Origin of the sequence: Ferruginibacter yonginensis, from assembly GCF_042651465.1 — a bacterium.
Taxonomy (GTDB): Bacteria; Bacteroidota; Bacteroidia; order Chitinophagales; family Chitinophagaceae; genus Ferruginibacter; species Ferruginibacter yonginensis.
This window is the reverse complement of the sequence record NZ_JBHSCZ010000001.1, coordinates 1,013,400-1,027,258: the sequence shown is the minus strand read 5'-3', so window position 1 is coordinate 1,027,258 and position 13,859 is coordinate 1,013,400. Positions and strand designations below refer to the sequence as shown.

General features: G+C 35.9%; 10 protein-coding genes. 6 read left to right on the top strand and 4 right to left on the bottom strand.

Annotated features, from left to right (window positions below):
- Positions 1-18 precede the first annotated feature (18 nt).
- The 3 genes from ACFOWM_RS04480 to ACFOWM_RS04470 all read left to right on the top strand — a co-directional run bounded on the left by ACFOWM_RS04480 (position 19) and on the right by ACFOWM_RS04470 (position 4,154).
- Complete coding sequence (locus tag ACFOWM_RS04480; RefSeq protein WP_379707480.1) at positions 19-537, top strand: DUF5004 domain-containing protein; 519 nt, start codon at positions 19-21, stop codon at positions 535-537.
- A 105-nt stretch (positions 538-642) separates the two neighbouring features.
- On the top strand, positions 643-1,536 hold the full coding sequence (locus ACFOWM_RS04475; RefSeq protein WP_379707479.1) for a hypothetical protein: 894 nt from the start codon (positions 643-645) through the stop codon (positions 1,534-1,536).
- 137 nt (positions 1,537-1,673) lie between these two features.
- On the top strand, positions 1,674-4,154 hold the full coding sequence (locus tag ACFOWM_RS04470) for a glycoside hydrolase family 31 protein (RefSeq protein ID WP_379707478.1): 2,481 nt from the start codon (positions 1,674-1,676) through the stop codon (positions 4,152-4,154).
- Positions 4,155-4,221: 67 nt separating this feature from the next.
- Here ACFOWM_RS04470 and pafA read toward each other — a convergent pair whose 3' ends face one another.
- Positions 4,222-5,865 (bottom strand): alkaline phosphatase PafA, encoded by a 1,644-nt coding sequence (gene pafA, locus ACFOWM_RS04465; RefSeq protein WP_379707477.1) that lies wholly within the window; start codon positions 5,863-5,865, stop codon positions 4,222-4,224.
- A 294-nt stretch (positions 5,866-6,159) separates the two neighbouring features.
- Here pafA and ACFOWM_RS04460 point away from each other — a divergent pair, with 294 nt between their 5' ends.
- On the top strand, positions 6,160-7,422 hold the full coding sequence (locus tag ACFOWM_RS04460; RefSeq protein ID WP_379707476.1) for an aminotransferase class I/II-fold pyridoxal phosphate-dependent enzyme: 1,263 nt from the start codon (positions 6,160-6,162) through the stop codon (positions 7,420-7,422).
- Positions 7,423-7,469: 47 nt separating this feature from the next.
- On the opposite strand, the gene ACFOWM_RS04455 is transcribed toward ACFOWM_RS04460, so the two are convergent.
- The 3 genes from ACFOWM_RS04455 to ACFOWM_RS04445 are packed head-to-tail and all read right to left on the bottom strand — an operon-like array spanning position 7,470 to position 10,563.
- The gene (locus tag ACFOWM_RS04455; RefSeq protein ID WP_379707475.1) at positions 7,470-8,828 is read right to left on the bottom strand and encodes an APC family permease; all 1,359 of its coding nucleotides are present in this window, start codon (positions 8,826-8,828) and stop codon (positions 7,470-7,472) included.
- Between the two features lie 22 nt (positions 8,829-8,850).
- Complete coding sequence (locus ACFOWM_RS04450; RefSeq protein ID WP_379707474.1) at positions 8,851-10,014, bottom strand: class I SAM-dependent methyltransferase; 1,164 nt, start codon at positions 10,012-10,014, stop codon at positions 8,851-8,853.
- Between the two features lie 24 nt (positions 10,015-10,038).
- Positions 10,039-10,563: a thioredoxin family protein gene (locus ACFOWM_RS04445; RefSeq protein ID WP_379707473.1), complete on the bottom strand. Its 525-nt coding sequence runs from the start codon at positions 10,561-10,563 to the stop codon at positions 10,039-10,041.
- 24 nt (positions 10,564-10,587) lie between these two features.
- Here ACFOWM_RS04445 and ACFOWM_RS04440 point away from each other — a divergent pair, with 24 nt between their 5' ends.
- Positions 10,588-11,160 (top strand): UbiX family flavin prenyltransferase, encoded by a 573-nt coding sequence (locus ACFOWM_RS04440; RefSeq protein ID WP_379707472.1) that lies wholly within the window; start codon positions 10,588-10,590, stop codon positions 11,158-11,160.
- A gap of 147 nt (positions 11,161-11,307) precedes the next feature.
- Positions 11,308-13,839, top strand: a complete 2,532-nt coding sequence (locus tag ACFOWM_RS04435; RefSeq protein WP_379707471.1) for an alpha-amylase domain-containing protein — start codon at positions 11,308-11,310, stop codon at positions 13,837-13,839.
- The last annotated feature ends 20 nt before the right edge of the window (positions 13,840-13,859 follow it).

The following is a 13,859-nucleotide window of genomic DNA, read 5'->3' as shown; positions in this document are numbered from 1 at the left end:
ATATTTAAATAAAACAAAATGAAAAAAATCATCATTTTTAGCTTTGCCGCTTTAATTGTAATGAGCTTATCCATCAGTTCATGTAAAAAAATACAATACGATGAAGTGGGCGAAAGCATCAGCTTAAGAGACAATTTAATTGGTAATTGGAAATTAGATAGTATCATACAAGTAGATCAAACGGCTGTTGACAAAGGATTTCCTGCATTTGTGCAAAAGCAAAACATTACTTCATTGTTTCCATTTGGTACTGTAACTGTTTCATTTACGAACGATGGTACGGGTAATGCTGGTAACTATTCATTCACCAACCCTGGAAATGCTCCTTTGTTTGTAGCACCTTCAGGTACATGGAACTTTTTTGAAAATGGTGGCCCACTAAGAGTTCGTTTGGTTGGTACTTCACGTACCGATAGTATTGATTTTGGAAAGGCTTACAGGGTAAGCGATAAAAAGTTAGCCTTACGTGTGAGCAGACGTTTTTACAGTAACAATAAAACGTTTGTTTACTACGATTTAAACTTTTCAAAAAATTAATGAACTCGTATTTCAAAAAATAATATTCATTTTTCAAAATACTTTGTGAGGCAATAATATTGATAGCACCTACAAATATTTTGGAACAGCAAAAAAATTATAAATATGAAAAAAATAGTAAGTCTACTTGCAGTTGTAATAGCCAGTATTACTGGTTTTGCTCAAACTGCTACTGTAAGTCCAGCAAACTTTACTGCTGAAGATCAAATTACCATTACGTTTGATTTAAATGGCGTACAATTAGGTAATAATGGTGAAGATGTATATATCTGGGGGTTTGTACCAGGTTGTTGTGGATCACCATTAAATGATCAAGGTGGTTTTGGTTTTGGTAACTCTAACCCATTGGCGAAGTGTACTGCTTTGGGCGGAAAAAAGTATTCATTTACATTAACACCAACGCAGTACATGAATAAAACTGCTGCTGAAATTGGTGCTCAATTTGGTTGTTTGGCTAAAAACCAAAATGGTAGCCGCCAAACGCAAGATTTCGTTTTTGCAGTGGATCCATTAACATTTACACCAAGTGTGTTCAGGCCGTTTCCTTCTAAATTTACACAAGACGATGTAGTAACATTTTACTTAGATAAGAATTTGTTAGATCCATCTAAAACTGCTTTAAAAGCAGCCACAGAAGTGTATGTGTTTACTGATATTGATTATGTTCGTCCGAACGGAACTACTGGTTATTTTCAGGTTTCACAATATTGCGAACCATTAAATACTTCTGATGGTAACTACTACCCTGGTCAAACCACTACTGCCGATAACCCTGCTTTAAAAGCAAAAGATTTTGGTAATGGTTTATTTGGTTGGACGATCGTTCCATCAAAGTTTTTCAGAATAGGCGATACAGGTAGTCCATTATTTCCGCCAGCTGGTTCACGTATAACTCGTATTAAAGTGCATTTCAGAACAAGGTTAAGTCCTTATTGTCCTTTCACATCAGGTGACAGTGGCTCTTTGGGTGATAATTTTGGTTTCCCTGTAACGCAGTAATTAAATCAATCATATTAAAAAAAGACTGTTCAATTTGAGCAGTCTTTTTTTTAAAAATTACAACAGCTTAATTTTTATAATTCAGTATTAATACAGAAATTGTAGTTCGTTTATTACCACCATCATAAATTCATATTATGTTTTATTTATTAAAAAGTAATCAAAAAACTAAAGCCGTTTTTGGATTGCTCTTATTGGCTCTAGGTACTTGTAATACCTTATGGGCACAACTCAATTTAAAAGAAGTTGGCAATGTAAAATCAGTAAAAATTAGCGGTCAAAATGTAAGCATCGTAACAGATGCAGCTTACGTAGAGGCATTGGTGTATACGCCTTCTGTAATAAGGGTTCGTATGGATAAGCAACCGCTTAAAAAAGATTTTTCTTATGCAGTTGTGGCAACACCACAAACTACTAAAACTACCATCACTCAAAATGAGCAAGCTATCACTATCGTAACTGATTCAATGAAAGCAGTTATTCAAAAGAAACCATACGCCATTGCTTTTTATACATTGAATGGTGATGTTATCAATCAAGATGAAACTGGCTTAACTACTTCATGGTTAGGTGAAGAAGTAACTACCTACAAAAAGATGCAAGACGGTGAACGCTTTGTAGGCTTGGGTGAAAAAACAGGTGATTTAGATAGAAAAGGAAATGGCTACACCCATTGGAATACTGATGCGTACGGCTATAGTACTGGTCAAGATCCTATATACTCCACCATACCATTTTACATTGGTATTCACCATAATTTGAACTATGGTATTTTTATGGATAATACTTTCCAATCTGATTTTAATTTTGGCGCAAGTAATGATCGTTTTTCATCATTCGGTGCAAGAGGTGGCGAAATGAATTACTATTTTATTTACCACCAAAAAGTAGCAGATATTGTAAAATCATACACGGCACTTACAGGTCGTATGAAACTGCCACCAATGTGGAGTTTAGGTTACCAACAAAATCGTTATAGCTATTATCCTGATACTGAAGTGTTGCGTATTGCTCAAACATTGAGAGAGAAAAAAATACCGGCAGATGGTATCACACTTGATATTCATTACATGGATCGCTACCAATTATTTACTTGGAACAAAGAGCGTTTTCCTAACCCAAAAGGTTTAACAGATCAATTAAAATCAATGGGTTTTAAAACCACTGTAATTGTTGACCCGGGTATTAAGGTGGAGCCAGGTGCCGCAGCTTATGAAAGAGGATTGAAAGCTGGCGCTTATTTAAAATATACCGATGGTAAAAATTACACTGGTCAAGTTTGGCCAGGATGGTGCAATTTTGCTGATTTTACAAGTGAAGTTGGCCGTAAGTTTTGGCGTAGCGAAATGAAGTTTTTTGTTGATAATGGTATCAGTGGTGTTTGGAATGATATGAATGAAATTGCTACATGGGGACAAAAAATGCCAAGCAACATCATATTTGATTTTGAAGGTAGAAAAGCATCACACCTTGAAGGTAGAAATGTATATGGTTTAGAAATGATACGCTCTAGCTATGAAGGGTATAGGGCTTTATCAAATGAGCGTCCTTTTGTATTAACTCGTTCAGGCTATGCAGGCTTACAACGTTACGCAGCAATTTGGACGGGTGACAACCGCTCAGAAGATAGCCACATGATGGCTGGCGTACGATTATTAAACAGCTTAGGTTTGAGTGGTGTGCCATTCACCGGTATGGATATTGGTGGTTTCACCGGTAACCCATCAATTGGCTTATATGCCCGTTGGATGCAATTAGGTGCATTTATTCCATATTTTAGAAACCATACAGGCGTAAACACCAAATCATCTGAACCTTGGGCTTATGGCGAAGAAGTAACCGAAATTTCAAGAAACTACATTAACCTTCGTTATAAATTATTACCTTATTTGTACAGCAGTTTTTATGAGTCAACCCAAAGTGGTATGCCGGTAAACCGCTCATTAGTTTTTGAAAATGCACATGATAATGCTATTTATAACGGCGCATTTCAAAACCAATTTTTATTTGGGCCATCAATAATGGTAGCACCTGTTGAAAGTGGTAAAGATTTTATGAAAATTTATTTTCCACAAGGTAATTGGTACGATATGTATACCGATGCTGCTATTACAGGAAAAAGTGATCGTACAGTTGAATTGAGTATGGCGAAATTACCGGTGTATGTAAAAGAAAGTAGTATTATACCAATGCAATCATTGGTACAATCAACCACCATTGCGCCAACAGACACATTGGTAGTACATATTTATAAAGGTAATGTAGCCAATAGTTTTGTTTATTATGAAGATGATGGAAGCAGCTTCGATTACGAAAAAGGCATGTTTTATAAAAGAACAATTCAGTACAACCCTGCAACCCAGCAAATAAGTTTTGATGCAGCTGAAGGGCAGTTAAGTAGCAAGTTCAAAAACATTGCAATTGTGTTACATGGTTTTGGTAATAATGTAAATGCAACAGTAAATGGGGCAACATCAAAAACGATGGCTACGTTTACCAACTTTTTACAACCTATTTCACAATTTGATCCACAAGGCACTACTAAAAACCCTGAGGGTAGCAATACCATAACAACAGTATTTAAAAATGATGCTGCAAAAATGGTAATACAGTTGTAAAATAATTTTTAAGTATTCATACAAAAGCCCTGATATGTTTCAGGGCTTTTTTTATTTGCTATTTTATTTATTGGGTAATTTCAATTAGTGGTTTGCCAACACAAGCTGATGGCATTTGTATGTGTAGCAATGCCGCTATGGTAGGCGCTATATCCGTCATATAGGTGGGGCGGTTTGTTTTACCTTGCTTAATGTTCCAACCATAAAATATTAAAGGAATGTGTGCATCATAAGGGTTCCATAAACCATGCGTAGTACCTTTATTACCACCATCAAAATAACCTGGTTTCACTAAAAACATTACTTCGCCACTACGTTGTGGTGTAAAGCCATTTAGTAACATGGTTTTAATAGGTTCAGGTAATGTAACGGTACCTATTTGTGCTGTTTTAAATGCTTGTGTTATAAATGGTTTTGTTTGTAAATAATTTATAGCAGCATTTTGAACATCAGTAACAGATTTACCATTTTGTGTGATCGCTTTTTCATTAAAATACACTTGGTAATTTTGAACGCTGGCAATGGCTCTTTTTATACCAAAACTATCTTCCAAAATTTTATTTAATTCTTGCTCAAATTTAAAGTCGCTAAATATTCCAGCTGGTATATTATTTTCAGTTAAGTAGCCAGGTACATGAGCAGCGCCATGGTCTGCCGAAAGAAAAACAACATAATTGCCATTGCCCACTTGTGCATCTAAATACTGTAAAAATTGTTCAATGTCTTTGTCTAATCGCAAATAAGTATCTTCTGCCTCAATGGAATTGGGGCCAAATGTATGGCCCATATAATCGGTAGATGATATGCTGATTGTTAAAAAATCAGTGACGTTTCCCTTACCTAAATTTTCATTTTTAAGCGCTGCTTTCGCAAAATCAAAAGTGTAAGTTGCAGCATAAGGAGTATATTTAAAGCTGCTGTATTTACCTGTTGTAATGGTTGATAATGCCTGCGGAAACGTTGGACTTTTTAAACCCGGTATATTGCCTTCGTAAGGTTGGTTATCAGCGGCACTTAAGGTGTAAGTATTAATTGGGTAAAGGGTGTTCCAGTCTTTTTGCATCATGGTGCCTGGTTCATCTAAAGCGTTAAAATTGTTTACCCAGTTCGGCAATGCGGTCATGTAAAAATTACTGGTAATCCATTTACCTGTTTTATCATCGTACCAATAAGCAGCGTTGGCGGCATGGCCTGCTGGCAAAATAGCGCCTCTGTCTTTTAAAGCAATACCAATTACTTTACTTTGTTTTTGGTTGCTCAGGCGTAACTCATCTGTAATAGTAGTAGCCCATAAATTATTAGGACTCATTTTACCTGCCGCATCATTATTGCCTACGCCTTGTGCAGTGCTATCTTCTGTACAATACAAACTTTTGCCTAAACTTTTTTCGTACCAATTATTACCTACAATACCATTGGTAGCTGGTACGGCACCTGTGTATATAGAAGTATGGCCCGGTGCTGTGTAAGTAGGCATATAGGGTATCATGGTATTATCAAAACTATACCCTTTATTAATGAGGCGTTTAAAACCACCATTGCTGTAACGATTGTAAAAACGATAGAGATAATCCCACCGCATTTGATCAACCACCAAACCCACTACCAATTTTGGTCGGGCAAGGTCATTGCTGTTTAATTTTTGTTGTGCATTGGTTACTTTTGCTGCTGCCAACGACCCTGTTAATAGTATTAAAAACTTCAACTTCATGTAAAAATATTTTGCCAAAGGTAAAAACTGTGTATGATACCTGAGGTTATTATAATATGAAAACGGTTTTTTAAGATTGCGTATAAAATTGCTCCATAATATATGTACTGTTGATGGGCTGCCGGATAGCAGCGGCACCGCATCCGCCAAAGCGGAGCAGGTACAGCGAATAGCCGGAACCACTGTTGATAGATGATTTGAAGCCTATAGCCCCTAAAATGTTCTATTTTGTTGAATTTTACCATGAGGCATTATTAATTATTAATTAACTTTGCCACACGAAAAATACATTTTATGGTAGATGTTTTTGAAAAATTAGTGAAAGATGGCGGACCAATTGGTCAGCATATGGATAGAGCACATGGATATTTTGCTTTCCCGAAATTGGAAGGTGAATTAGGGCCACGTATGAAATTTAGGGGTAAAGAAGTAATTGTGTGGAGCTTAAATAACTATTTGGGCTTGGTAAACGACCCAGCAGTGAGGCAAGTAGATGCTGATGCAGCGGCTGCCTATGGTATGGGTAACCCAATGGGTGCTCGTATGATGAGTGGTAACACAGCAAAGCATGAAGAACTTGAAAAAGTAATCAGCAAATTTGTGAGTAGAGAGGATACAATGTTGTTGAACTTTGGTTACCAAGGTATCATGAGTTGTATTGATGCATTGGTAAATAGAAGGGATGTTATTGTGTACGATGCAGAAGCACATGCTTGTATTGTTGATGGTGTACGCTTGCACATGGGAAACCGTTTTGCATTTAAACACAACGATATTGCTGATTGTGAAAAACAATTGGTAAGGGCTAAAGCCTTGGCAGAAAAAAATGGCGGCGGTATTTTATTAATTACCGAAGGGGTGTTTGGTATGGATGGTGAACAAGGTATATTAAAAGAAATTGTGGCATTAAAAGCTAAGTATGGTTTCCGTATTTTAATTGATGATGCACATGGTTTTGGTTATATGGGCCCAACGGGTGCAGGTGCTGATGAAGCACAAGGTGTACAAGCCGATATTGATTTATACTTTAGCACATTTGTAAAAAGTATGGGTAGTATTGGTGCTTTTATTAGTGGTCCAAAAGCGGTACTTAAATTTTTACGTTACAATACCCGTTCGCAAATTTTTGCTAAAAGCTTGCCATTGCTAATTGTAGAAGGTATGTTGAAGCGTATGGATATGGTAATTAACCAACCTGAATTACGTAGTAAATTGTGGGATAATGTAAACCGTTTACAAACAGGTTTAAAAGAAAGGGGTTTTGATATTGGTAATACCAATAGCCCGGTAACACCTATTTACATGAAGGGTGATGTACCAGAAGCTACACAAATGGTGATGGACTTACGTGAAAACTATGGTATTTTCTGTAGTATAGTGGTATACCCTGTAATACCTAAAGGTGATATTATTTACCGTTTAATACCTACGGCATCTCACAGTTTTGAGGAAGTTGATATTACCTTACAAGCATTTGAAGAAACTAAAAAGAAATTAGATGCTGGAGCTTACAAAGCTGCTGATATACCAGATATGGCTGAGGTAGGCGCTTTATAAATTTTATAATAAAACTTAAAAATGCGAACCAATAGGTTCGCATTTTTTTATGAAGTTTGCTTAAAAGGCCATTCTTTTTTAATACGGGCTTTTATAAAATAAACAATAATACCACTTATTAAAACGGCGGCAAAACTGGCCATTACCAATAAACCGGTTGCACAAAAAACATATATCCACATGGCAATAGCAATAATAATAGGTAATGGATACAAGGGCATTTTGTAAGGTAGTTTGCTTGAACCTGCGCTGTTTCTTAAAATGGTAAGCCCTACAGCTTGGCCAATAAACTGCACCATTATACGCATGGCTAATATGCCACTTATAACATCACCCATTCGAAATAATAAACTAAATACAAAAGCAAAGGCGGCTAATATTAATAATGATACATGGGGAAAATTTTTGGTGGGATGTAGCTTTGCAAAAATTTTGAAAAAAGCACCATCTTGCGCTGCCGCAAAAGGTACCCTACTGTACCCCAACATTACTGCAAATAAAGAAGCTAATGCCACCCAAAGTACCATAATGGTGATGATAATGGCAGCGGTGTTGCCATACAAACGTTCAATAAATATACTGATGACAAAATTATTGGTACCTGCTTTTTGCCATGTACTAATTTCTTGCCAAGGTATAACACTTGTTACACTTACATTCATGGCTACATACAATACAGCAATAGCGATAATGGAGATGAACATACTCTTTGGTATGTTTTTACTGGGGTTGGTTATTTCACCTCCTAGGTGACAAACATTGTAATAACCTAAATAACTATAAATGGTTTTTACACATGCTTGTCCGAATGCAAACGACGCCAAGGTATTGATGCTAAAAGCTGCGCCTACATTACTAATTGGTGTAAAAAAATGACCATTCGCCACTCCGCCCCAAATAATCCAACCGAGGGTAGCTACCACACCTATCCAAAGTAACACTCCAATTTTACCAATACTTTCAATGTTGCGGTATAATAAAAATGTGATAAAAATGATGACTAAACCACTCAAGCTTTTTTGTTGCCATACATTGAGTGGTACTAAGTAAGTAAAATATTGGGCAAAGCCAATAGCTGCTGAAGCTGCTACCAATGGGGCTTGTATTATGGTTTGCCATACATATAAAAAGCTCATGAGTTTACCGGCCCCTTTTTTACCATACGCTTCGTTTAAAAAATTGTAGCTGCCGCCGGCTAATGGGTAAGCTGCACCGAGTTCACTCCAAATCATCGCATCAAAAAAGGAGAGCAATGCGCCTGCTAACCAAGCCCATATGTACATACCACCCAATAAGCCTATTACAATTGGCATGGTAATGAATGGCCCAATACCTACCATGTCAATCATGTTCAACACGGTTGATTGAAACAACCCTAAACGTCTTTGTTGCGAAACTGCTGTCATGCTTTAAAGATAATAAACTTACTTAGGGTAAAAGTGTTTCTAAATAATGTTGTTGAATGCCAAACAAACTTTTTAAAGCAGCTATTTTTTCTTTTATAACAATACAATTGTTAGTACTTGATGTAGATTTTGTACCAACAATTAAAACGTTTTTAGGTGTATCATCTTGCTCAATAAAATCGAAAACCTTGGTTTTATAACCATGGGCTTCTAATATTAAAGCCCTGATGGTATCTGTAACCATTTCTGCTTGTCGCTCTAATAAAATTCCATGTTGTGTAATGTATTGCATTGCATTAGTTGGTGCCATTTGTTTGCGAATTTGTTTGTGGCAACAAGGGGCACAAATTATAATTGCTGCGTTGGCTTTTATACCTTTCGCAATAGCATCATCAGTAGCAGTATCGCATGCATGTAAGGCAATCAACATATCAACGGCAGGCATATCGTATTGTTGAATAGTACCTTCTTTAAAATGTAATTGTTGGTAGCCTGCTTGTTGCGCTATGTTGTTGCAGGTTTGCACCAAATCAGTACGCATTTCAACACCAATAACAGTTGCATTATATTGCTGTTGTTGTAAATAATCGTACAAGGCAAACGTGAGGTAGCCTTTACCACTTCCCATATCTGCAACTGTAAAATGAGTTGGCAGGTTGCTTGTTTTTAAAATGCTGGCAACAATTTCAACATATTTATTTATTTGCCTAAACTTATGTTGTTTGTCGTTTTTTATTTTACCATCAGCAGTGCAAACCCCCAATGCTTTTAAATAAAATGCATCGTTATTGATAGTTACATTTTTTTGTTTGTTATGCTGTAAAGTAGGTATGCTGGCTTTCGGTATAGCATTATTTTTTGTGATAACTTTTTCCTTTCCTTTTATGGTTGAGGTATAATAAATAGTTGCATCAACTGTGTATACATCCATATTTAAAAAGGTAGCGGCTACTAATTGTTCAATAGCAACGAGTGCCGCATCAATTTCAAAATTTTTGGTGATGTCATTAGTAGGGTTGCGGTAGGTAAAAGAAAGTTGTAAACTGTTTTTTATAATTACAGGTTTAATGAAAACATTTTTTGGGAGTGCAAGTGCATCTTTTTTATTACCCAATGTTATTTTTAGTAACTGCTTATTTTGTGCGTTTACTTTTATTTTTTGTAACAATGTTTGCAACTGAACCATGTAATATTTTTTACAAAGATACAGTTACCAGCTACTATGAAATTTTTTGTTGAATGCTATAAAGGTTTCTTTTTCATTTGCTTTTTCGCCAAAAAATTTAATGGGAGCTTCAATTTGCTTTGGTTTAAGGTAACCGGGTAATGGCGCTGGTTGCCCGTTGATACCACTTAAAAAAACGGTTGTAGGGTATGATAATTGTCCGCCAGTTAAATAAATAGCCAATTCGTTGGTACGATATTGAGCATTGTATTGAAAAGTTTTGTTGTTGAATGAAATAGCAGCCCTAGTTTCTGCATTAAATTTTACAGCATAATATTTTTCGTTAATGTAGGTAACTAGTTTTTCATTTTTATAAGTGGTACGGTCCATTTCTTTACACCAGCCACACCATTCGGTATAAATATCAACCATAATGGGTTTGGGTTGTTGTTGATATGCAGATTGAAGTTCATCAAAACTCAACCAACGTATGGTTTCTTTATTTGCAGGCTTGTTAGAAAAGCTACAAAAAATTATTACTAAAAACGAAAATACCAACAATTGCTTCATGTATAAATGCTTTACCTTAGTTGTATGAACGAGAAAATTACGCAAAAAATTGTAGTAGCAATCACTGGGGCAAGCGGTTCGGTATATGCGAAGGTACTATTAACAAAATTATTGCAGTTGAAGGAGCAAATTAGTGAGTTATCAGTAGTGATGACTGATAATGCTCGTGAGGTTTGGTATACAGAGTTAGGCGATGAAAGCTATAAAAATTTTGATGTAAAATATTACACACAACAAGATTTTGATGCACCTTTTGCATCGGGCTCTGGCCAATACCAAACCATGATTATTGTGCCATGCAGCATGGGTACCCTAGGTAGAATTGCTGCAGGCATTTCAAATGATTTAATTTCAAGGGCAGCAGACGTAATATTAAAAGAGCGCCGAAAACTCATCTGTGTGGCAAGAGATACACCTTATAATTTAATTCATATTCGTAATATGGAAACAATAACATTGGCCGGTGGTATTATTTGTCCGGCTACTCCATCTTTTTATAGTAAGCCAACTACTATTGAAGAAGTAGCGGCAACTGTTGTTGATAGAATCATTGATTTAGCTGGTTTACAACACCATACGTATCGTTGGGGTAAATAAATAGGTAAGTACTTAGTATTTGTCAATAAAATATGACAAATATTTGCTCATCATTCCATTATTTGCTCTAATTTTAAATATCATTTCAGGTTTACCACACCTGTTTCAAATTTCAACAACACTTATTTTTTTTAAAGCATTGAGATCATGAAAAAACTATTACTACTTTACGCAATCGTTTGCGTTAGCTTTTTAGGTAAAGCACAACAAGTTTTTATGCAAGGTTGGTATTGGGATTATCCTAAAACAGCCAATGGTTTTAGCTGGGCAGATACGCTTCGATTAAAAGCGCCTAGTTTGGCCACTGCTGGCTTTACGCATATTTGGTTTCCGCCACATGCGGTGGCTAGTTTTGGTACCAATAGCAATGGTTACGACCCCAAAGATTTATTTATAGGCAACCAAACTACTGGTTTAGGTACAAGGGCAGCGTTAAACAATATGTTGAGCACCATGTCAGCACAAGGTATTGCGCCAGTGGCTGATTTAATTTATAACCATCGTGATGGAGGTGCAGCAGAAATTAACCCGGTTGTAAAAGCATATATCACCAACTTTTATACCGCTGCAAAAGAGCCTTATCCATCAGATCGATTTTTTTGTGCATTGCCAGTAGGCGGTACCACAGGTAATGGTGCAGGCGATTATTTCTTTAAGCTATCATCAAAAACAGGCGATAATCGTTTTAATGGGAAAGGATATAAATTATACATGCAAACCAGCCTTGTAGGCTTTGGTGGCTTACCTGCACAAAATGAAGCAGAGCCCAATGGTGGCGGCGATTGCGGACAAGGCAACAATACCATTACTTTAGGAAGAGATATGTTGGGCACCATTGAAACCACCACTGGTTGCAATACCGATGAGTTTAAACTTACATTAGCAAACGGACAATTTAATCCTGCTGGTGATACCATTTTTATTTACATGAACAATACCAACGGTTATGCTGATCATCGTTTTTATGGTATTTATAGCACGGCAAGAGCAACTGATATTGTAAATGAATTGTTGTATATGACGTACACTAACTACAATAACATGGCAAGTGGTAGAGGACAAATGAATTACGAATTTTTTAAACCCAATAGCACCAATGCTTCTACTACTTTCTTAAATGGTGATTGGGATAGTTTTTTATTCTTTTACGATTACGATCAATTTCAAAAACGTACACAAGATACTTTGATAGATTGGACCAAATGGAATTACGATGAACTAGGTGTTCGTGGTATTAGAATGGATGCAGTCAAGCATTTTACACCGCAGTTTGTAGGCAGGATGTTGGATAGTATGTACAAGTACAATAAAATACCTAGTTTGGTAGTAGGTGAATGGTATGATGCCAACCCAGTAGTTTTAAAAAATTGGGTGAATGATGTAAAAACAAACATGAGTGCAGCAGCCCAAGCCGCTATACAACCTAAAGTGTTTGATTTTACCTTACGTGAACAATTAAGACAAGCTTCTGATAATGCTGGTTTTGATGTAAGAAACGTATTCACCGGCAGTTTACGAGATAACCAAGGTATGAGTGGTTTTAATGTGGTAACATTTGCCAACAATCACGATTTTAGAGATGCTAGTGGTTTCTCATCTTTAATTAGAAATAATAATGATTTGGCGTATGCTTATTTATTAACCAATAACCAAATTGGGGTACCAACTATTTTTTATCCAGATTATTATGGTTATCCTGCTCCTAGCGGTGGTTTGTACAGTTATCATCCAACCAATTTACCAGCTTTAAAAACAAAAATTGATTCACTCATTTATATTTTAAAAACTTACATCAACGGTTCTCCATCTATTGATTACTTAAATCGTTTTTCAACACCATATACCAGTCAGTATATAAGTGGCAGCGCTAATAAATCATTAATTTATCAACTACGTGGATCAGCAGCTAATGGTAATAGAGATATTATTGTTGCCATTAATTACGGTACCACACGTTTGCAAGTAAATCATCAAATTAACACAAATGGTGGTGCTATTACACAAGGCGTACAGTTTTTTGATATTTTAGGAAATTCTGCATTTCCGTTTCAGCAAGTTGATGCTTTAAATAGGGTGTACATTGATTTACCACCAAAAAGCTATTCAGTATGGTCGCAAAATAGTTTGATTTTGCCAGTATCATTATTGTCATTCAATGGAGTATCCGCCAACAATAAAGTAAACTTACAATGGAATGTAAACAATGAAATAAATGTAGAAAAGTATGAAGTAGAGCGTTCATTAAATGGTACAAGTTTTAGTGCTATTGGTCAAGTAACATCTATCAATAGTAATAACTACAGCTATGGTTTTGTTGATGCAGCTTTACCTAAAGCAGCGGCTTTGTATTATCGTTTAAAAATAATTGATAAAGACAATTCTTTTAAATATAGCGAAATCATTAAAGTTCAATTTAATGTTGCAACATTTGAAGTGAATATTTACCCTAACCCAACTGCAACAAATAATATTGCTATTAATATTGAAACTACCAATACAACAGCATTAAAAATAACAGTTGTAAACAATGTGGGTCAACAAGTAATAAGCAAAGCATGGAAGGTTACACCGGGTACTACTAATTTTCCGGTTGATGTAAGCACACTTGCAAAAGGAACTTATAATGTTGTTGTTGATGATGGAAAACAACGCATCACAAAACCACTGGTAAAACAATAAATAATATAAAATAAAAAACG